22 protein-coding genes and 1 riboswitch are annotated in these 22,918 nt (G+C 65.6%); of the genes, 14 read left to right on the top strand and 8 right to left on the bottom strand.

Going from position 1 to position 22,918, the window contains the following annotated elements:
• Positions 1-49: 49 nt before the first annotated feature.
• The 7 genes from FJW03_RS11380 to FJW03_RS11410 form a co-directional block, all read right to left on the bottom strand.
• The gene (locus FJW03_RS11380; RefSeq protein WP_140610475.1) at positions 50-745 is read right to left on the bottom strand and encodes an NADH-ubiquinone dehydrogenase; all 696 of its coding nucleotides are present in this window, start codon (positions 743-745) and stop codon (positions 50-52) included.
• A 63-nt stretch (positions 746-808) separates the two neighbouring features.
• Positions 809-2,113, bottom strand: a complete 1,305-nt coding sequence (nuoF, locus tag FJW03_RS11385; protein ID WP_140767070.1) for an NADH-quinone oxidoreductase subunit NuoF — start codon at positions 2,111-2,113, stop codon at positions 809-811.
• Between the two features lie 10 nt (positions 2,114-2,123).
• A complete protein-coding gene (locus tag FJW03_RS11390; protein WP_140767071.1) occupies positions 2,124-3,425 on the bottom strand; it encodes an NADH-quinone oxidoreductase subunit E in 1,302 nt (433 codons plus the stop codon).
• On the bottom strand, positions 3,426-4,616 hold the full coding sequence (locus FJW03_RS11395; protein ID WP_140767072.1) for an NADH-quinone oxidoreductase subunit D: 1,191 nt from the start codon (positions 4,614-4,616) through the stop codon (positions 3,426-3,428). It lies immediately after the preceding gene.
• A gap of 9 nt (positions 4,617-4,625) precedes the next feature.
• A complete protein-coding gene (locus FJW03_RS11400; RefSeq protein WP_140610471.1) occupies positions 4,626-5,231 on the bottom strand; it encodes an NADH-quinone oxidoreductase subunit C in 606 nt (201 codons plus the stop codon).
• 4 nt (positions 5,232-5,235) lie between these two features.
• Complete coding sequence (locus FJW03_RS11405; protein ID WP_015317338.1) at positions 5,236-5,817, bottom strand: NuoB/complex I 20 kDa subunit family protein; 582 nt, start codon at positions 5,815-5,817, stop codon at positions 5,236-5,238.
• The gene (locus FJW03_RS11410; protein WP_140610469.1) at positions 5,808-6,173 is read right to left on the bottom strand and encodes an NADH-quinone oxidoreductase subunit A; all 366 of its coding nucleotides are present in this window, start codon (positions 6,171-6,173) and stop codon (positions 5,808-5,810) included. Before FJW03_RS11410 ends, FJW03_RS11405 begins: the two co-directional genes overlap by 10 nt.
• 329 nt (positions 6,174-6,502) lie before the next feature.
• Here FJW03_RS11410 and FJW03_RS11415 point away from each other — a divergent pair, with 329 nt between their 5' ends.
• The 8 genes from FJW03_RS11415 to FJW03_RS11450 all read left to right on the top strand — a co-directional run bounded on the left by FJW03_RS11415 (position 6,503) and on the right by FJW03_RS11450 (position 16,729).
• A complete protein-coding gene (locus tag FJW03_RS11415) occupies positions 6,503-7,702 on the top strand; it encodes a winged helix-turn-helix domain-containing protein (RefSeq protein ID WP_226890632.1) in 1,200 nt (399 codons plus the stop codon).
• A gap of 29 nt (positions 7,703-7,731) precedes the next feature.
• Positions 7,732-7,938: riboswitch (cobalamin riboswitch) on the top strand.
• A 38-nt stretch (positions 7,939-7,976) separates the two neighbouring features.
• Entirely contained in the window at positions 7,977-8,405 is a 429-nt protein-coding gene (locus FJW03_RS11420) for a DUF1636 family protein (protein WP_140766023.1), read from the top strand.
• A gap of 2 nt (positions 8,406-8,407) precedes the next feature.
• Positions 8,408-9,445 (top strand): cobalamin biosynthesis protein CobW, encoded by a 1,038-nt coding sequence (gene cobW / locus FJW03_RS11425; RefSeq protein WP_140766022.1) that lies wholly within the window; start codon positions 8,408-8,410, stop codon positions 9,443-9,445.
• A gap of 19 nt (positions 9,446-9,464) precedes the next feature.
• Positions 9,465-13,097 (top strand): cobaltochelatase subunit CobN, encoded by a 3,633-nt coding sequence (cobN, locus tag FJW03_RS11430; RefSeq protein WP_140766021.1) that lies wholly within the window; start codon positions 9,465-9,467, stop codon positions 13,095-13,097.
• Entirely contained in the window at positions 13,094-14,578 is a 1,485-nt protein-coding gene (gene cobG, locus FJW03_RS11435; RefSeq protein ID WP_140766020.1) for a precorrin-3B synthase, read from the top strand. Before cobN ends, cobG begins: the two co-directional genes overlap by 4 nt.
• Positions 14,579-14,580: 2 nt before the next feature.
• On the top strand, positions 14,581-15,213 hold the full coding sequence (locus FJW03_RS11440; protein WP_140766019.1) for a precorrin-8X methylmutase: 633 nt from the start codon (positions 14,581-14,583) through the stop codon (positions 15,211-15,213).
• Positions 15,210-15,968: a precorrin-2 C(20)-methyltransferase gene (locus FJW03_RS11445; RefSeq protein WP_140766018.1), complete on the top strand. Its 759-nt coding sequence runs from the start codon at positions 15,210-15,212 to the stop codon at positions 15,966-15,968. Before FJW03_RS11440 ends, FJW03_RS11445 begins: the two co-directional genes overlap by 4 nt.
• Positions 15,965-16,729 (top strand): precorrin-3B C(17)-methyltransferase, encoded by a 765-nt coding sequence (locus tag FJW03_RS11450; protein ID WP_140766017.1) that lies wholly within the window; start codon positions 15,965-15,967, stop codon positions 16,727-16,729. The genes FJW03_RS11445 and FJW03_RS11450 overlap by 4 nt, the downstream gene beginning before the upstream one ends.
• Here the strand turns inward: FJW03_RS11450 and FJW03_RS11455 are convergent.
• Entirely contained in the window at positions 16,693-17,457 is a 765-nt protein-coding gene (locus tag FJW03_RS11455) for a cobalt-precorrin-6A reductase (protein WP_140766016.1), read from the bottom strand. The genes FJW03_RS11450 and FJW03_RS11455 overlap by 37 nt on opposite strands.
• Positions 17,458-17,606: 149 nt before the next feature.
• Between FJW03_RS11455 and cbiE the strand changes: the two genes are divergently transcribed.
• Genes cbiE through cobS form a run of 6 tightly spaced genes read left to right on the top strand, consistent with a single transcriptional unit; the run spans position 17,607 to position 22,904 of the window.
• Positions 17,607-18,833, top strand: a complete 1,227-nt coding sequence (gene cbiE, locus FJW03_RS11460; protein WP_140766015.1) for a precorrin-6y C5,15-methyltransferase (decarboxylating) subunit CbiE — start codon at positions 17,607-17,609, stop codon at positions 18,831-18,833.
• 19 nt (positions 18,834-18,852) lie between these two features.
• Positions 18,853-19,239: a cobalamin biosynthesis protein gene (locus FJW03_RS11465; RefSeq protein WP_140766014.1), complete on the top strand. Its 387-nt coding sequence runs from the start codon at positions 18,853-18,855 to the stop codon at positions 19,237-19,239.
• Entirely contained in the window at positions 19,236-20,000 is a 765-nt protein-coding gene (cobM, locus tag FJW03_RS11470) for a precorrin-4 C(11)-methyltransferase (RefSeq protein ID WP_140766013.1), read from the top strand. The genes FJW03_RS11465 and cobM overlap by 4 nt, the downstream gene beginning before the upstream one ends.
• Complete coding sequence (gene cobA / locus FJW03_RS11475) at positions 19,997-20,815, top strand: uroporphyrinogen-III C-methyltransferase (protein WP_140766012.1); 819 nt, start codon at positions 19,997-19,999, stop codon at positions 20,813-20,815. Before cobM ends, cobA begins: the two co-directional genes overlap by 4 nt.
• Complete coding sequence (locus FJW03_RS11480; RefSeq protein WP_140766011.1) at positions 20,812-22,131, top strand: cobyrinate a,c-diamide synthase; 1,320 nt, start codon at positions 20,812-20,814, stop codon at positions 22,129-22,131. Before cobA ends, FJW03_RS11480 begins: the two co-directional genes overlap by 4 nt.
• Complete coding sequence (cobS, locus tag FJW03_RS11485; RefSeq protein WP_140766010.1) at positions 22,128-22,904, top strand: adenosylcobinamide-GDP ribazoletransferase; 777 nt, start codon at positions 22,128-22,130, stop codon at positions 22,902-22,904. The genes FJW03_RS11480 and cobS overlap by 4 nt, the downstream gene beginning before the upstream one ends.
• The last annotated feature ends 14 nt before the right edge of the window (positions 22,905-22,918 follow it).

The following is a 22,918-nucleotide window of genomic DNA, read 5'->3' on the forward strand; positions in this document are numbered from 1 at the left end:
CCGCAATCTCATTTCCCGGGCGCGACAGACGCAGCGCCCGACATTTCATTCACGTCTTCGCGGCCAGCGCCGCCGCCTGGGCAGTCCATTCGTCGCGGCCGATGCGGCCGTTGAACGACAGATAGTCGTCGACCCAGGCGATCTCCTGCGGCGACCACGCGGCGATCTGGGCGAACGTCCAGATACCGAGACCGTTCAGCACCTTCTCCAGCTTCGGGCCAATGCCCGATATCGCCTTCAGATCCGAAGGCTTCGCCGGCTTGTCGATTGCCTTGGGCTGGCGGAAATCCTCCGGCAGCAGCACATCGGCGGCCTCGTCCGCTGCCGGACCGGCATCAGCTACCGGCGCCGTGGTGGCGGCCTCCTTGGCGGCGATATCCGTGACTTCCTGCGCGAAGGACTGCGCCTCGGCAATCAGGCTCTTCGCCGTAGCCCGCGCCCTGATGGAGGACGAGTTCGCGTCCTCGAATTGATCGACGCGCGCCTCGAAATCCTCGATCAGCGGCTGCATGAGGCGCTGTGACGCCTCGGCGGCCCCAGAAAGCGCGCCAATCCAGACGCCGAACGCGTGGTTGGCGAACCCGATGCCAAGCGCCGACATCGCCGCCGCGCCCGCGACAGGGTGCACGAGAAGGTTGACGGCGCTGGCCATCTCCTTCGGCATCATCCTGGTCAGGTCCTGGTTCATTTTCTCGAGCTGGTCCAAATTGGGCATCAATGAGTAGGGTGTCGAATACGGCGCCATAGAGTTCTCCTGGTCGTTTCTTCGTTCGGCCCCGCCCCGTTATCCCCGCAGTCGCAAATTCTTCTATTCCGCCGCCACCATCACCGGTTCGGCCCGGTGCGCGTTGCGCGAAAACTCGTCGATGCGCCGCTCCACCTCGCCGCGGAAATGCCGCATCAGACCCTGGATCGGCCACGCCGCCGCATCGCCCAGCGCGCAGATCGTGTGACCCTCGACCTGCTTGGTGACATCCAGCAGCATGTCGATCTCGCGCTTCTGCGCCTCGCCGCGCACCAGGCGCTCCATCACCCGCCACATCCAGCCGGTGCCTTCTCGGCATGGCGTGCACTGGCCGCAGCTCTCATGCTTGTAGAAGTAGGACAGCCGGGCGATCGCCTTCACGACATCGGTCGACTTGTCCATGACGATGACGGCCGCCGTACCAAGGCCCGACTTGAGGTCGCGGAGCGCGTCGAAATCCATCGGCGTGTCAATGATCTGCTCGGCCGGCACCAGCGGCACCGAGGCGCCGCCCGGAATGACGGCAAGCAGATTGTCCCAGCCGCCGCGAATGCCGCCGCAATGCGTTTCGATCAGCTCACGGAACGGGATCGACATCGCCTCTTCGACGGTGCACGGATTGTTGACGTGGCCGGAGACGCAGAACAGCTTGGTGCCGACATTGTTCGGCCGGCCGAAGGACGAGAACCATGCCGCGCCACGGCGCAGGATGGTCGGCGCCACAGCGATCGATTCGACATTGTTGACGGTGGTCGGGCAGCCATAGAGGCCGACATTGGCCGGGAATGGCGGCTTCAGCCTGGGCTGACCCTTCTTGCCCTCGAGGCTTTCCAGAAGCGCCGTTTCCTCGCCGCAGATATAGGCGCCGGCGCCGTGATGCATGTAGACGTCGAAATCATAGCCGGACGTATTGCCCTTGCCGATCAGCTTGGCCTCATAGGCCTCGTTGATGGCGCGCTGCAGTGCCTCGCGCTCGCGGATGAACTCGCCGCGCACATAGATGTAGGCGGCAACCGCGCCCATGGCGAAGCCGGCGAGCAACGCGCCTTCGACCAGCGTGTGCGGGTCATTGCGCAGGATGTCGCGGTCCTTGCAGGTGCCGGGCTCTGATTCGTCGGCATTGATGACCAGATAGCTCGGACGGCCGTCGCTCTGCTTGGGCATGAACGACCATTTGAGGCCCGTCGGGAAGCCGGCGCCGCCACGGCCGCGCAGGCCCGACGCCTTCATCTCGTTGACGATCCAGTCGCGTCCCTTGGCGACGATGCCGGGCGTGTTGTCCCAGGCGCCGCGCGCCATCGCGCCGGCCAGCGACTTGTCGAAGAGGCCGTAGATGTTGGTGAAGATACGGTCTTTGTCCTGAAGCATTGTTCGTCCCTCAGACCGGCTTCTTGCCGAAGACGCGGATGTATTCGGCGACACCGCCCGTGGCGAGCGCCTTGGCCTGCTTGACCCAGTCGTCCCGGTCGATGCGGCCTTGGAAGGAGAGATAGCCGTCCACCCACTCGCGCTCGGCCTTCTGCCACGAAGCGACCTGCGCGAAGGTGTAGATGCCGAGCGAATGCAGAATGCCCTCGATCTTCGGCCCGACGCCGGAGATCAGCTTGAGATCGTCGACCGAAGCCGGGCGCTCGATGCCGGCCGGACGGTTCTTGTCTTCGAGCGAGGGCTTTGCCGCCTTGGCGACAGGCTGCTTGGCTTCCGGCGACTTGAAAGCGCCAGCTGGTTCGGACTTGGGCTTCGGCCCGCTGCGCGGCTTCGAAACCGCCTCGACTTCCGGGGCAGCTTGGTTGGCGTTAGCGGCAGAATGGCGCGGCGGTCTGACGCTTGCCGCCTTCTCCTCGGCCAGCGCGACCTTGACCGGCGACGGTGTCATCATCGCCGGGCTCGTTTCCAGCGCATCGGTCTTCGGCTTGCTGGACTTCGATGGCGCGACCGGAGCCGTCGGTGCCGCAGCAGCAGGCGGCTGCGAGACAACGGCCACAGGCGCGCTCGCTGGAACGGCCGCAGCTTTGGCTGCTTTCGCCGCCGCCCTGGCTTCCCTGTCCCGGGTCGATTTCAGGATCGCTTTCTCGCTTGTCAGCGTCGTCAGGCCCGAGGCCGGTTCGGAGCCTGTGCGGCCGTTCTGCGGTCCCGGCGGCACCGAAGCCCCCTTGCCCGCATCATAGAGGTCGATGATCTCGGCCAGCCGTTCGGGCGTCAGGTCCTCGAACGTATCCTTGAAAATCATCACCATCGGCGCGTTGACGCAGGCGCCGAGACACTCGACCTCCTCCCATGACAAGGTGCCCTTGTCATTGGTGTGGAACTGGTCGTGGTGGATTTTCGAGCGGCACACATCCATCAGCGCTTCGGAGCCGCGCAGCATGCAAGGCGTGGTGCCGCAGACCTGGATGTGAGCGCGTGTGCCGACTGGGTTCAACTGGTACTGCGTGTAGAAGGTCGCGACTTCGAGCCCGCGGATACGGGGCATGCCGAGCATGTCCGAAATCGTCTCGATCGCCGCCTTGGTGACCCAGCCTTCCTGCTCCTGCGCCAGCATCAGAAGTGGGATGATCGCCGACTGCTCGCGGCCCTTCGGGTACTTCTTGATCCATTGCTTCGCCGCTGCCGCGTTCGCCCTGTTGAAGGCGAAGGAGGCTGGCTGGACGCTGGCTTCTGCGAGACGGCGGACTGACATTTAGCGATCGACCTCACCAAACACGATGTCGAGGGAGCCGAGGACGGCGGTGACGTCGGCCAGCATGTGGCCGCGGCACAGGAAATCCATGGCCTGAAGATGCGCGAAGCCGGGGGCGCGCAGCTTGCAGCGATAGGGTTTGTTGGTGCCGTCGGAGACCAGATAGACGCCGAACTCGCCCTTCGGCGCCTCGACGGCCGCGTAGACTTCGCCGGCCGGTACGCGGTAACCTTCGGTGTAAAGCTTGAAGTGATGGATCAGCGCTTCCATCGAACGCTTCATCGCTGCTCGCTTCGGCGGCACCACCTTGCCGTCGAGGTTCGACACCGGACCGATGCTTTCCTTGCCGAGCAGCAGATCGATGCACTGGCGCATGATCCGGGCCGACTGGCGCATCTCTTCCATACGCACGAGGTAGCGGTCGAAACAGTCGCCGTTCTTGCCGATCGGGATGTCGAAATCCATTTCCGAATAGCATTCGTAGGGCTGCGACTTGCGCAAATCCCACGCCGCCCCCGAACCGCGCACCATCACGCCCGAAAAGCCCCAGGCCCAGGCGTCGGCCAGTGAAACCGTGCCGATGTCGACGTTGCGCTGCTTGAAAATGCGGTTGCCGGTCAACAGCGCATCCAGATCATCGATCGACTTCAGGAACGGATCGATCCATTTGCCGATGTCCTCGACCAGATTCTGCGGCAGGTCCTGATGCACGCCGCCCGGGCGGAAATAGGCTGCATGCATGCGCGAGCCGGAGGCGCGCTCATAGAACACCATCAGCTTTTCGCGCTCGACGAAGCCCCACAGCGGCGGCGTCAGCGCACCAATGTCCAGCGCCTGCGTCGTCACATTGAGGATGTGCGACATGATGCGGCCGATCTCGCAATAGAGCACGCGGATCAGCTGGCCTCGCTTCGGCACTTCGATGCCGAGCAGCCGCTCGACGGCAAGCGCAAAGGCGTGCTCCTGGTTCATCGGCGCGCAGTAATCGAGCCGATCAAGATAGGGCACGGCCTGCAGATAGGTCTTGTGCTCCATCAGCTTCTCGGTGCCGCGGTGCAGTAGACCGATATGCGGATCGACGCGGTCGATGACTTCGCCATCGAGTTCGAGAACCAACCGCAGAACACCATGGGCAGCGGGGTGCTGGGGCCCAAAGTTGATGTTAAAATTGCGGACGGAGGTTTCGGCCATTCTGGCGCCTCAATTCGTCTTGGCTTTTTCGTCTCCAGGCAGCACGTAGTCCGTGCCTTCCCAAGGAGACAAAAAATCGAAATTGCGGAATTCCTGCTTGAGCTCGACCGGCTCGTAGATGACGCGCTTGGCTTCGTCGTCGTAGCGCAGCTCGACGAAACCGGTCAGCGGGAAATCCTTGCGCAGCGGGTGACCATCAAAGCCATAGTCGGTGAGGATGCGGCGCAGGTCGGGATGGCCCGAAAACAGCACACCATAGAGATCGTAGGTCTCGCGCTCGAACCAGTCGGCGCCGGGATAGACGCCGGTGATCGACGGCACCATCGTCTCCTCGTCAGCCTGCACCTTGACGCGGATGCGCACATTCTGTTTCGGCGACAGGAGATGATAGACGACGTCGAAGCGCTTGGCCCGCGACGGATAGTCGGCGCCACAGATATCGATGATCGAGATGAACTGGCAGTGCGCATTGTCACGCAGGAAAGTCATCACTTCGACGAGGTCGCGTGGTTCGACATGAATGGTGAGTTCGCCATAGGCGAACACCGCGTCCGAGATCCGTCCGCTCATTTTCTCGCCGAGATAGCTCGACAGTTCGCTCAGTGATGCGGCCATGGATTTACCGTTCGATCGTGCCGGTGCGGCGGATTTTCTTCTGCAGGAGAAGAATGCCGTAGAGCAGTGCTTCGGCGCTCGGCGGGCAGCCGGGCACATAGATGTCGACCGGCACGACGCGGTCGCAACCGCGCACCACCGAGTAGGAATAGTGGTAATAGCCGCCGCCATTGGCGCAGGAGCCCATCGAGATGACGTAGCGCGGCTCCGGCATCTGGTCGTAGACCTTGCGCAGTGCCGGCGCCATCTTGTTGGTCAGCGTGCCGGCGACGATCATGATGTCGGACTGGCGCGGAGACGCACGCGGCGCCACGCCGAACCGCTCCGAGTCATAGCGCGGCATCGAGGTGTGGATCATCTCGACCGCGCAGCAGGCGAGGCCGAAGGTCATGAACATCAGCGAGCCGCTGCGCGCCCAGGTGATCAGCGCCTCTGTCGAGGTGACCAGAAATCCCTTGTCGGCGAGCTCATTGTTGATTTCGAGGAAAAAGGGATCGTCCTCCCCCACCGGCCTGCCGGTGTTGGGATCGATAATGCCCTTGGGCTTCGGCGCGACGAGGGTGCCTGAACTGTCGTTCAATCCCATTCCAGCGCTCCTTTTTTCCATTCATAGGCAAAGCCGATGGTCAGCACTGCCAAAAACACCATCATCGACCAGAAGCCGAGCATGCCGATCTTCGAGAAGGACACGGCCCAGGGAAACAAGAAGGCCACTTCCAGGTCGAAGATGATGAACAGGATCGACACCAGGTAGAAACGGATGTCGAATTTCATGCGGGCGTCGTCGAACGAGTTGAAACCGCACTCGTAGGCGGAAAGCTTTTCAGGATCGGGGTTGCGGTAGGCCACCAGAAACGGCGCCGCGATAAGCGCGATGCCGACGACCGCCGCCACTGCGATAAACAGGACGATGGGCAGGTACGAACTGAGAAGTGCGTTCATGCAGCGGCTTTCCGTTGGCGCCAATCCACTTTTGTTACAGCACCGGACCTTAATGCGGAAGCGTGACAGTTTAACCGCTGAACCGTTTTAAGGGGCCTATGCTGCAACGCGGCGAGGGTTAGCGCAGCACTTCCAGCGAAGCAAGTCAAACCTTGTTCAAAACGCCGGGCTGGACGGCATAACGGAAGAAACTGGTCCGATGCGCTCCTGTTTGATTTCCTTCACTTTCTACTCCACTTTTATCTCCTGACATATCTACCGCCATTTGCCTGCTAGCATGCCGGAATCACCGGCTAAAATCCGCAAATCGATCAGGGCAAGGGCTCCCGATGAAGGAAAAAATCTCGCTCGCTATGGCCCGGCGCATCGCGCTCGGCGCTCAGGGCTTTCTCGACCCCCGCCCAAATGGCACGCCGGACCGCCGCCACTTCGCCCGCGTGCTCTCCCGCACCGGCCTGCTGCAGATCGATTCCGTCAGCGCGGTGGTGCGCGCGCATTATATGCCGCTTTATTCGCGGCTTGGCCCCTACCCGCTCGCGCTCCTCGACAATGCCGCCGTGACGCGCAAGCGCACGGTGTTCGAATATTGGGCGCATGAAGCCTCGTTCCTGCCAGTCGAGACATACCCGTTGATGCGCTGGCGCATGCAGCGCGCCGAGCAAGGCGACGAAATGTATCTGGGCCTCGCCAAATGGGGCCGCGAGCACGCCGCCTACATCGAAGAGATCTATCGGGAAGTCGCCGATCGCGGCCCGATCGCCGCCTCGGCGCTTGAGGGCCAGAAAGGTTCGGGCGGCTGGTGGGGCTGGAGCCACGCCAAGCACGCCTTCGAATGGTTGTTCTGGGCCGGCCGCATCACCACCGCGCACCGCCGCGGCTTCGAGCGCTTCTATGACCTGCCGGAGCGCGTGCTGCCGCAAGCGATCCTCGATCTGCCGGTGCCCGCTGCCGAGGACGCGCATCGCGAATTGCTGCGCATTTCCGCCCGCGCCCATGGCGTGGCTACAGCCGGCGACCTGCGCGACTATTTCCGCCTGTCGCCCGCAGACATGAAGGGCCGGCTGGAGGAACTGGTCGAATTGGGCGAGTTGCTGCCGGTGCGTGTCGAGGGCTGGAACAAGCCGGCTTACCTCCATAGAGATACCCGTCTCCCGCGCAAGATCGAAGCGCGCGCCCTGCTGGCACCGTTCGATCCGGTCGTCTTCGAGCGCTCGCGCACCGAGCGGCTGTTCGATTTCCATTACCGCATCGAGATCTACACTCCGGCCGAAAAACGCCAGTACGGCTATTACGTCCTGCCCTTCCTGCTTGGCGACAGGATCGTCGCTCGCGTCGACCTGAGAGCCGACCGACCGGCAAGCGTGCTGCGCGTGCCTGCGGCCTATGCCGAGCCCGGAGCGCCGCCTGAAACCGCCGCCCAGCTCTTCGAGGAATTGAAGCAGATGCAGGTCTGGCTTGGCCTTGAACGTATCGACGTGACGCCGGCCGGCGATCTGGGCCCGGCGCTGGTCGACATCGCCATGTCGTAGCCGCGCGTTGACACAGCTGCCTGCAAAAGCCTAAATCCGCTCCAGACGGTCCCCTGCCCGCAACGGCTGGGGCTAAGAGGGAATGCGGTGCGGGATTTCGATCTCAAATCCGCGGCTGTCCCCGCAACTGTAAGCGAAGAGCCAAGGCCGAAAGCCACTGGGAGTTCCCGGGAAGGCGGCTAACCAAAGACGACGACTCGCGAGCCAGGAGACCTGCCGTCTGCGACAGAAGAATCCGATCGCCCGGCGGGTTTCCGGGCAAGGAGCCCGGTTTTTGGACCACAACGGCAGTTTTTCGGCTGGTGCAGCGGATATATCGTCCGCCGATGGTGACGCCTTGTCCGGCGTCACCGTTATCGTCTGCGCGTCCTGCCGCGACGAAACCGGCTCCGACGCCCATCCCCGCGCCGGCGAACTCCTGGCACGGGACACACGCCGCGCCGCGGCATCCGAGCACGTCCGCGTCCGCGCGGTCGAATGCCTCGGCAACTGCAAACGCCGGCTCAGCGCCGCAATCCTGCGCGACGGCTGCTGGAGTTATGTGTTCGGCGACCTGACCACGGGCAGCGGCGCCGACCTCGTTACCGGCGCCAAACTCTTCGCCACCTCGAGCGACGGCCTCATCCCTTGGCGCGGCCGCCCTGATTCCCTGAAGCGCGGCCTCGTTGCCCGCATCCCTCCCCTCAACCTGCTGAAAGACTGACCATGACCACTTCCGTCTCCCGTGTTCCCTGCACTGTCGTCACCGGCTTCCTCGGCGCCGGCAAGACGACGCTGGTCCGCCATCTCCTCGAAAACGCCGGCGGCAAGCGCATCGCGATCATCGTCAACGAGTTCGGCGACATCGGCATCGACGGCGAGATCCTGAAAGGTTGCGGCATCGACACCTGCCCGGAGGAAAACATCGTCGAACTGGCCAATGGCTGCATCTGCTGCACCGTGGCCGACGATTTCGTGCCGGCACTCGACCGGATCCTGTCGCTGACGCCGAAGGTCGACCATATCCTGATCGAAACCTCGGGCCTTGCTTTGCCCAAGCCGCTGGTCCAGGCCTTCCAGTGGCCGACGGTGAAGAGCCGCGTGACCGTCGATGGCGTGATCGCCGTGGTCGACGGCCCCGCACTGGCCGAAGGCCGAGTCGCCAACGACATGGACGCCCTGCAGGCCCAACGCGCCGGGGATGACAGCCTCGACCATGACGACCCTGTCGAGGAAGTGTTCGAGGACCAGATCGCCTGCGCCGACCTGATCATCCTGTCGAAGAGTGACCTGATGGACGCCGCCGGCTCAGCCCGCGCCAACGCAATCGTCAACGAACACTCCGCCCGGGCTGTCAAGATCGTGCCGACGTCCCATGGCAAGGTCGATCCCTCCGTACTGCTCGGGCTCGGCCTCGCCGTCGAGGACGACATCGAGAACCGCAAGTCCCATCACGACGGCGCATTCGACCACGAGCATGACGACTTCGACACCTTCATTGTCGACATCCCCTCGATCGCCAATCCGGACGAGCTGGCAAAACGCGTCGCCGACGCCGCCGAACAGGAAAACGTGCTGCGGGTGAAAGGTTTCGTCGAGGTGGGCGGCAAGCCGATGCGGCTTTTGCTGCAGGCCGTCGGCCCGCGCGTCAACCATTACTACGACCGCGCTTGGACCGCCGAGGACGACCGCCGCTCGCGCCTTGTCGTCATCGGCCTCAAGGGGCTGAACCGCCCTGCGATCGAGCGTATACTCGCCGGCTGATTTTCAGGCACGGGCCGCGATGCACATCCTCACCACGACATCCGCCTCGCTCGACGATCTCGCCGAGCCGGTCGATCTGCGGCAGACGCCGGCGGATATCGTGGCCCTGTCCTTCACCGACAGCGACCTCGCCGGACTGGCGGCCGCGTGGAAGGCGGATGCCGGCCGCCTGCCCTCGATGCGGCTGGCGGCGCTGCGTGACCTGCGCCACCCGATGTCCGTCGATCTCTGGATCGACAGCGTCGCCCGCCACGCCCGGGTTATTCTCGTCCGCATCCTCGGCGGCTACGACTGGTGGCGCTATGGCTGCGACCAGCTTGCCGCGACCGCCCGGGAACGCGGCATAAAACTGGCGCTGCTGCCCGGTGAAAGCCACGACGAGGATCTCAGGCTGATCGAAGCCTCGACGCTGCCGCGCGCGGAACTTGATGCGCTGCTCGGCTATTTCCGCGAGGGCGGCCCGGCCAATATGAGTTCGCTGGTGTGGAGGTTGGCAGGGCTGGCGGGACAGGAGGAAGCAGCAGCCGCGCCGGTAACTGTGCCCAAAGCGGGCTACTACGAGCCAGGACGTGGCCCCCTCCTCCTCGAGGGGAGGGTCCCGCCGCAGGCTGGGGGCGGGGTCGCCGGTGAAGTGCACCGACTTCAAGAAACGCCATATCCAGTCGCACCGACCCCACCCGGCCCTGCGGGCCACCCTCCCCTCGAGGGGGACGGAAAGGTCGTGCCCATCCTGTTCTATCGCTCGATGCTGCTCGCCGCCGATGTCGCGCCAATCGATGCGCTTTTCGACGCCTTGCAGCAGCGCGGCATCACCGCCGTGCCGATCTTCGTCTCCAGCCTGAAGGACCCGGCATCCCTCGCTTTCGTCGAAACCGCCCTCACCCAACTGAAACCGGCCGCCATCATCACCGCGACCGCTTTCGCATCCGGCGCGGAGCCCGGCGTCGAAACCCTGTTCGACCGCGCCGGCGTCCCCGTCTTCCAGGTCATCGTCGCCACCACCCGCCGCGACGTCTGGGAAAACAATCAGCGCGGCCTGGCACCCGCCGACCTCGCCATGCATGTCGTGCTGCCCGAACTCGACGGCCGCATCCTCGCCGGCGCCCTTTCCTTCAAGGGCGAAAGCGATGTCGATCCGGCACTCGGCCACCGCGCTTTCGCCAACCGGCCGGAGCCGGATCGGGTAGCGCAGGTTGCCGATCGTGTAGCAGCTTTTGTCCGCCTGCAGGAGACATCTCGCGCCCGGCGCAAGCTCGCCATCCTGATCCCGGATTACCCGAGCGCCCCCGGCCGCACCGGCTATGCCGTCGGCCTTGACGTGCCGTCCAGCGTGCTGGCCATGCTGCATGACCTCAGCGAAGAGGGCTATGCCGTTGACGGGATTCCGCGAACGCCGCGGGAACTGCTGGATTTGCTGGAGTGCGGCGAAGAAGGATTGGGGCTGGAGGACTATCTCGGTCTTTCTACAGAGTTACCGACTGCTGCAATTGCCGCAGTCGAAGCAGCTTGGGGTAAGGCCCAAGGCGAGACAGGTTTGCGCGAGACGCCCCCCTCTGTCCTGCCGGACATCTCCCCCGCAAGGGGGGAGATTGCGCTGTCATTGCCGGTTTCGCCAATCTCCAATGTTGCCGGAGTAGGCGGAGCGTCGAAACTGCCGATCTCCCCCCTTGCGGGGGAGATGTCCGGCAGGACAGAGGGGGGTGTTCAAGCGCCGGCCCCGGCGAAATTCCCCTTTCGCGCCGCGACCTTCGGCAACGTCACCGTAGCGCTCGCCCCGGATCGCGGCCGCTCCGCCGACCGCCGCGCCGACTACCACGATCCGACGCTTCCACCCCGCCATGCCCTGATCGCCTTCGGTCTGTGGCTCCGGAAATCGCTCGGCGTCCATGCCCTCATCCATGTCGGTGCCCACGGCACGCTGGAATGGCTGCCGGGCAAGACCGTCGCGCTGTCGCAAAACTGCTTCCCCGAAATCATCGCCGGACCCCTGCCCGTCATCTATCCCTTCATCATCTCCAACCCCGGCGAGGCGGCGCAGGCCAAGCGGCGCATTGCCGCCGTCACCCTTGGCCATCTGCCGCCGCCGCTGACCGGCGCCGGCCTGGACGAAGACCAGCACCGGCTCGAACGCCTGGTCGACGAATATGCCCAGGCCGACGGCCTTGACCGCCGCCGCCGCGACCGTCTGGCCAGGCTGATCGTCGAAACCGCGCAAAAGACCGGCCTCGCCTCCGAAGCCGGTGTCGCCAAGACCGATGCGCCCGACGAGGCGTTGCGCCGTATCGATGCCTGGCTATGCGATCTCAAGGATTTCGCTATCAAGGACGGGCTCCATATCTATGGCCGCGCCTCCGAAAAAGAGCCCGACGCGATGCGCCGCCAGAGCGCGAACGCCGAAAAGGCCGCGCTGCTTGCCGCACTCGATGGCCGCCACATCAAGGCCGGCCCTGCCGGCGCACCCGCGCGTGGCCGCTCCGATGTGCTGCCCACCGGCCGCAATCTGTTCACGTCTGACCCGCGCACCGTGCCGACGCCGACCGCCTATGACCTGGGCAAAGCAGCGGCCGAGGAGGTCGTTCGCGCCTATATACAGTCGCATGGGGATTGGCCGCGCTCGCTGGTGATCGACCTCTGGGGTTCGGCCTCGCTGCGCACCGGCGGCGAGGAGATCGCGCAAGGCCTGGCGCTGATGGGCTGCCGGCCGCAATGGGACACCGCCACCGGCCGCATAACCGGCATCGAGGTGCTGCCGCCGGCCACGCTTGGCCGCCCCCGCGTCGACGTCACTTGGCGAATATCAGGCCTGTTCCGCGACATGTTCCCGACCCAGATCGCCCTGATCGATGCTGCCGCCGGCGCCGTTGCCGCGCGTGACGAGGACGATTCGGAAAACCCGCTCGCCGCCAAGACCCGCGCCGATGGCAAGGTCAGCCCCCGCATCTTCGGCACCTCGCCCGGCACTTACGGCGCCGGCGTCGAGGAGCTGTTGTCGAGCGGCGACTGGGGCGCGCGCGAAGAGATCGGGCGCGCCTATCTCGATGCCACCTCGCATGCCTATGGCGGTGCCGGGGGTGAAGGCATCTCAGCGCCCGGCGCTTTCGAGGGGCGCATCGCCGACGCCGATCTTCTCGTCCACACCGGCGACGATCCCGGCCGCGACATTCTCGAAGGGTCGGCCGATGTCGCTTTCATCGGCGGCTTTTCGGCCGCGCTTGCGGCTATCGGCCGGAATGCCGACGTCATCGTGCTCGACACGAGCGATCCGCAAAAGCCAAAGCCACGCTCTGTCGGCGAAGCCGTAGCGCGGGTGGTGCGCGCCCGTGCGGTCAATTCACGCTTTATCGCTGGTCAGATGCGCCATGGCCCGCGCGGCGCATCGGAATTCGCCGAAACGGTCGACCGGCTGGTCGGCTTCGCCGAGACCACCCATGCCATTTCAGGCGCGCTGATCGAGGCCGTGCACGACGCCTATGTTGGCGATCCCGAAGTTCGCGCCTTCATCCTGCGCGAAAATCCCGCCGCCGCGAAAGTCATCGCCGAACGCTTCCTGTCGGCGCGCCGGCGCGGTCTCTGGCACCCCTTGCGCAATTCGGTCGACGACGACCTCGCCGCGCTGATTGCCGAGGCCGAGGCGCTTGGGGTGGCGGCATGAACGCCTTTTCGCGCCGCGGCGCCTGCCCGGCCCTGTCCGCGCCGATGCAGACCGGGGACGGGCTATTGGTGCGGCTCAACCCGGTCTCTGGAGGATTGTCGCCGAAGCTCTTGATTGAGGTTGCAGAATCCGCCCTGCGGCATGGCAATGGCATCATGGAGGTGACGGCACGTGGCAGCTTGCAGATACGTGGGCTGACAACGGAAAGCGCACGGTCGCTGGCGGCGGAAGTCGACGCGCTGGGTATCGCGGTCCGGACCGGCGTGCCGGTCGAAACCGGGCCGCTGGCGGGCATCGATCCCCAGGAGATCGCCGATCCGCGACCGCTGGCTGAGCGGATCAGGGGCGCGATCGAGGACGCCGGGCTGACGGCAAGGCTTGGCCCGAAGGTTTCGGTGGTCGTGGACGGCGGCGGGCAATTGGCGATGGATGCGGTGACGGCCGATATCAGGGTGGTTGCTGTTCAAATGGGTGACGAAGTTCAGTGGCAGCTGTCGATTGCAGGAGACGGAAGGCAAGCGAAGCCGGTCGGCATGGTCGATGAGGACGCAGCGTGCGACATCGCTGTTGGTGCACTCAGGATGGTTGCCGAGAAAGGTCGAGAAGCTCATGCGAGAGATTTGTCGGAGAGGCAATTGGCATCTCTCGCAGGCTGGCATTCCTTCGCGCCCCCCTCTGTCCTGCCGGACATCTCCCCCACAAGGGGGGAGATTGCGCGGTCACCACCGCTTTCGCCAACCGCCAACGTCGAGCCAAGCTCCAACGTGGAGGAAGAAGCGCCGTCGGCCGAACTGCTGATCTTCCCTCCAGTGGGGGAGATGTCCGGCAGGACAGAGGGGGGCGCCGTAGAGCGCCCTCGCACGCCGATTGGCCTTTTCGACCTAAGCAACGGCCACACTGTCGGCATCGGCCTCCCCTATGGCAGCATGCCGGCCCAAAAGCTGATCGACCTCGCCAGCCAAGCATCGAACCTCGGCACCACCGAAATCCGCCTCGCCCCGGGCCGTGCCTTGCTCTTCCTCGGTCAGCCGGCGCACACCAACCAACCCCTTCAGGACGCCGCCTTCTCCCTCGGCTTCGTTACCACCCCCGCCGACCCACGTACCCGCATCGCCGCTTGCCCTGGCACGCCGGCCTGCGCCTCCGGCCGGATCGCGACGCGCGACATTGCCGAAACGATTGCCGCCGAGAATGCCGATATTCTCGACTTTACCCTGCACATTTCGGGCTGTGCCAAGGGCTGCGCGCATCCCGGCCCGGCGGCACTAACAATCGTCGGCGGCGAAAACGGAGCCGGACTTGTCGTGAACGCGACGGCAAAGGCCCTTCCTGCCAGCTACAGGCCGAGCTATGACGCCGCGCGCGGCATCGGCCGCGTCGCGGCGGTGATCCGCAGCGCACGATATCCAGGCGAAACCGCCGCAGCTTGCCTTACAAGGCTGGGGCTGGCCGGCATCGCAGAGGCTTACCGACGGGAATGAGCATGGCCGCCTACGACTACATCCACGACGGCACGGCGATCTACGAGCGCTCCTTCGCCATCATCCGCTCCGAGGCCGATCTGTCACGCTTTTCGGAAGCCGAGGCCGATGTCGCCATCCGCATGATCCATGCCTGCGGCCAGGTCGAAGCCGCTAGGCATTTTGTTTTCTCCCCCGATTTTGTTGCCGCCGCGCGCAAGGCACTTGCCGCCGGCGCACCGATCTTCTGCGACGCGGAGATGGTGTCCCATGGCGTCACCCGCGCCAGGCTGCCGGCCGGTAACGAGGTGATCTGCACCTTGCGCGATCCGCGCACGCATGAAATCGCCAGGGAGATCGGCAACACACGCTCGGCCGCGGCCATCGACCTGTGGGGCGAGCGCATGGCCGGCGCGGTGGTCGCCATCGGCAACGCGCCGACAGCACTTTTCTACCTGCTGGAAAAACTACGTGACGGCGTACCCAAACCGGCGGCCATCATCGGCATGCCGGTCGGCTTCGTCGGTGCCGCCGAATCGAAGGATGCCCTGGCCGAGAATTCCTACGGCGTGCCCTATGCCATCGTGCGCGGCAGACTTGGCGGCAGCGCTATGACCGCCGCCGCGCTAAATTCGCTGGCGAGGCCGGGCCTGTGAACGCATCTCCTAAAGGACGTCTCGTCGGCGTCGGCACCGGTCCCGGCGACCCCGAACTGCTGACGCTGAAGGCCGCGCGCGCCTTGGCGGAAGCCGATGTGGTGGCGTATTTCGCCAAGCGCGGGAACAACAGCAACGCCCGCGCCATCGTCGAAGCGCGCTTCCGTCCGGATATGCTGGAACTGCCGCTGCTCTATCCCGTGACCACCGAGATCGACAAGGATCACGACGACTACCGCTCGCAGATCGCCGGTTTCTACGAGGAGTCGGCCGAGAAAGTCGCCGAACATCTCGAAGCCGGCAAAATGGTTGCCGTCCTGTCCGAGGGCGACCCGCTGTTCTACGGCTCCTACATGCATCTGCATGTGCGCCTCGCCCATCGTTTCCCGACCGAGGTTATCCCCGGCATCACCGCCATGTCAGGCTGCTGGTCGGCGACCGGCCTGCCGATCGTCCAGGGCGACGACGTACTGACCGTGCTGCCAGGCACGATGAGCGAATTCGAGCTGACGCGTCGCCTCGCCGACACCGATGCCGCCGTCATCATGAAGGTCGGTCGCAACCTGCCCAAGATCAGGCGGGCGCTGGAGGCGACCGGCAAGCTGGCACGCGCCGTCTATGTCGAGCGTGGCACCATGGCCGGCAGCGTCTCGATGCGGCTGTCCGACAAGCCGGATGACAAGGCGCCCTACTTCGCCATCGTGTTGGTCGCCGGCTGGTCCGGCCGGCCCGGCATCCTCGGAGCGCAGGCATGAGCGGCCGCCTCACCGTCATCGGCCTCGGCCCCGGCAATGCCGATCAGGTCACGCCGGAAGCCAGCCGCGCTGTGGCGGAAGCAAAATTCTTCTATGGCTACAAGCCCTATCTCGACCGGCTCGATTTGCGCCCCGACCAGACCCGCGTCGCTTCCGACAATCGCGAGGAGCTCGCCCGCTCCAAGGATGCGCTGGTCAAAGCCGCCGAGGGCCATGACGTCGCCGTGGTCTCAGGTGGCGATCCCGGCGTCTTCGCCATGGCTGCCGCAGTCTGCGAGGCGATCGAGGCCGGTCCGGACGAATGGCGCGCGATAGATGTCGCTGTCGTTCCCGGAATCACCGCCATGCTTGCCGTCGCCGCCCGCATCGGCGCCCCACTCGGCCATGATTTCTGCGCCATCTCGCTGTCGGACAATCTGAAGCCATGGGAGCTGATCGAGCTGCGTCTTCTGGCGGCGGCCGGCGCCGGCTTCGTCATCGCGCTCTACAACCCGATCAGCAAGGCGCGCCCCTGGCAGCTTGGCCGCGCCTTCGAGTGCCTCACCGCGATCCTGCCCGGCACCACGCCGGTGATCTTCGGCCGCGCCGCCGGCCGCCCGGACGAACGCATCGAGGTTTTCCTGCTGGCCAATGTCGACGCGCAAAAGGCCGACATGGCGACCTGCATCATCATCGGCTCGCCAGAAACCCGCATCATCAAGCGCGGCGACAAGCCGGCGCTGGTCTATACGCCGCGTTCGGCCGCGGGCTCGACAAAATGATCCACCATCGCGGCCAGTTGATCGACGCTCTCAGCCGAAGGCACCTGTGGCAGATCGGGCCTGCGGATCATGACCACATCGATGCCAAGCGCCCTGGCGGCGGCAATCTTGCCGTAAGTGGCCGCACCGCCGCTGTTCTTGCACACGACGATGTCGATGCTCTGCCCCTCCAAAAGCGCACACTCTTCCGATTCGCGGAACGGCCCTCGCGCCAGCAGGTAGGTCGCATCCGGCACCGCCAACTCTGGCTCGACCGGATCGACGCTGCGTATGAGGTAATGGTGTTGCGGGGCGGCTTCGAACGCGCCGGCCTCCTGCCGGCCGATCGCCAGGAACACCCGGCGTGGCGTATCGCCAAGCGCCTGCACGGCAGCGCCGACCGTATCGACCTCAATCCAGCGGTCGCCTTGGACAGGCCGCCACCCAGGGCGGCGCAAGGCAAGGATCGGTACACCGGTCAACTGCGCGGCTTGCGCGGCGTTGGTGGAGATTCGCGCCGCATAGGGATGCGTGGCGTCGATCAGCAGGTCGATAGACCTGTCCGTGAGATAAGCGGCCAAACCATCGGCGCCGCCAAATCCGCCGCTTCGCACCGGAACGCCTTGAGCAACCGGACTTTCCGTGCGGCCGGCCAGCGACAGCGTGACCGAGGCGCGCGTGACCAGCTTTCCCGCCAGTTGCCGGGCTTCGGTGGTGCCGCCAAGGATCAGGATCGTCTTCATAGTCATCCTAGTGGACCATGTCGGCGCTGCCCCTCACCCATACCCTCTCCCCGTAAAGACGGGGAGAGGGGGATCGCCAGCGTTGCGGCTGGTCCCTTCTCCCCGTCCCTATACGGGGAGAAGGTGCCGGCAGGCGGATGAGGGGCAGCGCTGGCATGTCAAACAAGAAGCCAACACTCCAATGGCTCACGATCGTCGGCATCGGCGAGGACGGTCTAGCCGGTCTCGGCGACGAGGCCAAGCAGCGGATTGCCAAGGCGGAAATCATCTTCGGCGGCAAGCGGCATCTGGCGCTGGTCGCCCCCTTCGCCAAGGGCGAGCCGCACCCGTGGCCGGTGCCTTTCGATGCCGAGATGCGCGACGTGCTGGCGCTGGCCGGCAGGCGCGTCTGCGTGCTCGCCTCCGGCAATCCGTTCTTTCACGGAGTCGGCGCCACCCTCGCCCGAAAGGTCAAGGCGCGGGAGATGCATGTCATCCCGGCGCCGTCGGCCGTTTCCCTGGCCGCCGCGCGGCTTGGCTGGGCACTGCAGGATATAGAGACTGTCTCGCTGCATGGCCGGCCGCTCGACCTGATCCGACCGCTGCTGCAGCCCAACGCACGCATCCTGGCGCTGACATCCGATGGCGATGCACCGGCGGCAATCGCCCGCCTGCTTGCCGAACTCGACTTCGGCGCATCACGGCTTACCGTTCTGGAAGCTCTGGGCGGACCGGACGAGATCCAGCGTTCGGCCCGCGCCGATGCCTTCGACCTCGAAAACATCAATCCGCTCAACGTGCTGGCCATCGAGATTGATTCAAATCCGCAGGCCCGCGTCCTGCCGCTCACATCGGGCCTTGCCGATCACTTGTTCGACCATGACGGCCAGATCACCAAGCGCGAAATCCGCGCCGTCACCCTTTCGGCGCTGGCGCCAAGGCGCGGCGAATTGCTCTGGGATATCGGCGCCGGTTCCGGCTCGATCGGCATCGAATGGATGCTCGCCCACCCTGCGATGCGCGCCATCGCCATCGAGGCCGACCCCGGCCGCGCCGCCCGCATCACCCGCAACGCGGCCGCTTGCGGCGTTCCCGGCCTCATCGTGGTGGCGGGCAGCGCGCCCAAGGCGCTGGCCAGGCTGGACACACCCGACGCGATCTTCATCGGCGGCGGCGGCAGCGACACCGGCGTGCTGAACGCCGCCATCAAGGCGCTGCGCATCGGTGGCCGCCTGGTCGCCAATGCGGTAACGCTGGAGATGGAAGCCCTGCTTCTTGCCCAACATGTCAAATTGGGTGGCGATCTCACCCGCATCGCCATTTCGCGCGCCTCGCCGGTCGGCTCAATGCAGGCCTGGCGGCCGGCGATGCCGGTCACGCAGTGGGCTTGGGTGAAGCCATGATGGGGAGCCGGGTGAAGCCATGATGGTCGCGGGGATCGGCAGCCGGAAAGGCGTCAGCGTTGAAGACGTGCTTGCCGCGATAGAAACAGCGCTCGAAGCGCATGGGCTGGCGATGTCGGCTCTTTCGGCGCTGGCCACCGCCGCGCTCAAGAAGGATGAAGAAGCGGTTGCTGCCGCCGGTCGCACGCTGAACCTCCCGGTCATCATCGTCGATGACGCTGCCCTACAGGCCGCCTCGTCGGGGACGCTCAGCAACTCAAGCCTGTCGCAGAAACTGGCCGGCACGCCATCGGTTTCCGAAGCATCGGCCCTTGCGGTTGCCGGGAAGGGCGCGACGCTGCTCGGTCCCCGCACCGTGCTCGGTCCGGTCACCTGTGCCATCGCCATCAGCGGAGACGCGCCATGACCGTCCATTTCATCGGCGCCGGTCCCGGTGCGGCCGACCTCATCACGCTGCGTGGTGCGAGGCTCCTGGCAAGCTGCCCGGTGTGCCTCCACGCCGGTTCGATCGTGGCACCCGAATTGCTGCAGCACTGCGCCCCGGGCACAAAATTGATCGACACCGCGCCGATGTCGCTCGATGAGATCGAGACTGCCTATCTCGATGCCCACAAAGCCGGCCATGATGTCGCGAGGCTGCACTCGGGCGATCTGTCGGTATGGAGCGCCGTTGCCGAGCAGATCCGCCGGCTGGAAAAGCACGGCATCCCTTACACGCTGACGCCGGGCGTTCCTTCCTTCGCGGCCGCGGCCACGGCCCTTCGCCGCGAGCTGACCATTCCCGAAGTCGCGCAGAGCCTAGTGCTGACCCGTGTCTCCGGCCGCGCCTCGAAAATGCCGCCCGGCGAAACATTGGCCGGCTTCGGCCGCACCGGCGCCACGCTGGCCATTCATCTTGCCATCCACGCCATCGACCGCGTCGTCGCCGAATTGACGCCGCACTATGGTGGTGATTGCCCGGTCGCGATCGTCTTTCGCGCCTCCTGGCCGGACGAGCGCGTGCTGACCGGTACGCTGGAGACGATAGAGGCACGGCTCGCGGCCGATCCGATGGAGCGCACGGCGATCATCTTCGTCGGCCGCTCGCTGGCGGCGGAAGGTTTCGGCGAGAGTTCATTGTACGACGCCCACTACCAGCGGCGTTTTCGCGGACGGGACGGATTGTGAACGGCAGTACCAGCAACAAAGGCGAAAACGCAACGCTCGAACAGGCGCTCGCGCGGCTGAACTTCAAGCCGCGTCCGCTTGAGCCGGGCCATGTCTGGCTGGCCGGCGCCGGTCCCGGCGACCCCGGCTGCCTGACCCTGGAAGTGCTGGCGGCGCTGGCCGAAGCGGATGCGCTGGTCTACGACGCGCTGGTTTCACCTGATGTCGTGGCTGTTGCCGGAAATGCCGAGCGTTTCTTTGCGGGCAAGCGCGGCGGCAAGCCCTCGATGAAACAGGACGACATCACCGCCCTGCTGGTGCGGCTGGCACGTGAAGGCCGCCGCGTCGTCAGGCTGAAGGGCGGCGACCCCTATATTTTCGGTCGCGGCGGTGAAGAGGCTTTGGCACTGGCCCGCGAGGGCATACCGTTCCGTGTGCTGCCGGGCCTGACATCGGGCCTCAGCGCGCTGGCCGCCACGGGCATTCCAGCCACCATGCGCGGCATCAACAAGGCAGTCATCCTGGCGACCGGTCACGCCGCCGGCACAGACGACGACATCGACTGGGCGGCAATCGCCCGCACCGGCCAGCCTGTCGTGGTCTATATGGGCATGGCCAATCTGCCGCTGATAGCAGCGGCACTGCTCGATGGCGGCCTGGCGCCGTCGACGCCGGCGGCTGTGATCGTCGCCGCGACCACGCCGCGGGAGCGGACCGTCGTCGCCACGCTCGCCACCATTGCCGAGGCAGCCGCCGCTGCCGGCCTCGCCTCGCCGGCATTGATCGTCGTCGGCGGCATCGTCGCCATGCGCGCGGCACTGGCGGGCGGGGCATGACGGCGCGGGCCATCATCATCGGCGCGCCGCGCTCCGGCTCGGGCAAGACCAGTGTCACCATCGGCATCCTGCGCGCGCTCACCCGGCGCGGCCTGAAGGTGCGCGGTGCCAAATCGGGGCCCGACTACATTGATCCCGGCTTCCATGCCGCTGCTACGGGCCTGTCCGGCGTCAACCTCGACAGTTGGGCGATGCCGCCGTCGCTGCTCAACGCGCTGGCCGCACAGGCAGCCGACGATGCCGATTTCGTTATCCTCGAAAGCGCCATGGGCCTGTTCGACGGCATTCCGGCCGCGCCGGGGCGCACCGGTTCGGCCGCCGATCTCGCCCGGCTCTATGGCCTGCCGGTGCTGCTGGTGCTCGACGTTTCCGGCCAGTCGACCACGGCGGCGGCCGTCGCCAAGGGTTTTGCCACTTACGATCCGGATGTGCGCATGGCCGGCGTCGTGCTCAACCGGCTGGGCAGCGAGAGGCACCGGCGGCTTTCCGGCGACGCCATCGAGGCGACCGGCCTGCCGGTGGTCGGCGCTATCCTGCGCGATCCCACGCTCAATCTGCCCGAGCGCCATCTCGGCCTCGTCCAGGCCGGCGAATATGATGACCTGATGGCGCATCTCGACAGGCTGGCCGACATGGCGGAGAAGTCGCTCGATCTCGATGCCGTCATGGCGCTGGCAATGCCGCTCAATCCGGCAGTCGGCGATTTCGCCGACGCGCTGCAGCCACCTGGCCAACGCATCGCGCTGGCCGAGGATGCCGCCTTCACTTTTCTTTATCCGCATGTTGCCGCCTACTGGCGCAAGGCAGGCGCGGAAATCGTTCCGTTCTCGCCGCTCGCCGACGAAGCGCCCGAAGAGAATTGCGATGTCTGCTGGTTGCCCGGCGGCTATCCCGAGCTTCACGCCGGGCGGCTCGCCGCTGCCGCGAATTTCCGTGCCGGGATGACTCGCTTCGCGGAGGCGAAGCCCGTCCATGGCGAGTGCGGTGGCTTCATGGTGCTTGGGGAAGCGCTGGAGGATGCCTCCGGCGAAACGCATCGCATGCTGGGCCTGCTTGGCCACGCCACCAGCTTCGCCAGGCGGAAGATGAACCTCGGCTATCGCGAGGCGCGGCTGCGTGCGGACTGTCCGCTGGGGCCGCAAGGCGCGCTGATCCGTGGCCACGAATTCCACTATGCGCAGATGACGGCCACCGGCAATGACGAACCGCTGGCCGACCTCGCCGATGGCCAGGGCAATCCGATCGGCGCTTCCGGCTACCGGCGCGGCCATGTCTGTGGCACCTTCTTCCATGCGATAGCGAGGGCTGGCGCGTGAAGCTTCCAAATCTTACCCTTTCGCCCCGGCAGATCCTCGACGATGTCGCGCTCTGTCTGGTGTTTTTTACCCGCCTGCCCCTGCCCATCCTCGACTTTCGCGGCCGCAGTCTCGCCGCCGCGATCTGGGCCGCACCGGTTGCCGGCATCGTCGTCGGCCTGATCGGCGCCATCGTCTTTGCCACGGCGGACCGGTTTGGCCTTGCCATGGGGCCGGCGGCCGTCCTTGGCCTTGTTTCAACCGTGGTTGTCACAGGCTGCCTGCATGAGGACGGACTTTCGGACGTCGCCGACGGTTTCGGCGGTGGCAAGTCGCGCGGCCGCAAACTCGAGATCATGCGCGACAGCCGCATCGGCGCTTACGGTGCGGTGGCCCTGGCTCTGTCGCTGCTGATCCGCTGGAACGTGCTTTCGGAATTCGTCGACCCCACACAGGCGCTCTTTGCCCTTGTGGCTGCCCACGCCGCTTCGCGCGGGGTGCTTGGCGCCTTCATGCATGTCTTGCCGGCGGCGCGCTCCGACGGCCTGTCGGCCGGCGCTGGTCCTGTCTCGCTCGACACCGCCATAGCCGGCGCCGTGCTTGGCGCGCTTCCCCTGCTCCTGCTTGGCCCCGGCGGCGCCATCGCCGCGCTGATCTTGCTTGGCCTGCTGTTTGCCGCGTTCCACGCCCTTTGCCTCAACCAGATCGGTGGTCAGACCGGCGACACGATCGGCGCCCTGCAACAGGTGAGCGAAATCGCGGTGCTGCTCGTCGCTTCCGTAGCCCTTTCCTGATTCTCTTTTGGAGA

Origin of the sequence: Mesorhizobium sp. B4-1-4, from assembly GCF_006439395.2 — a bacterium.
Classification (GTDB): Bacteria; Pseudomonadota; Alphaproteobacteria; order Rhizobiales; family Rhizobiaceae; genus Mesorhizobium.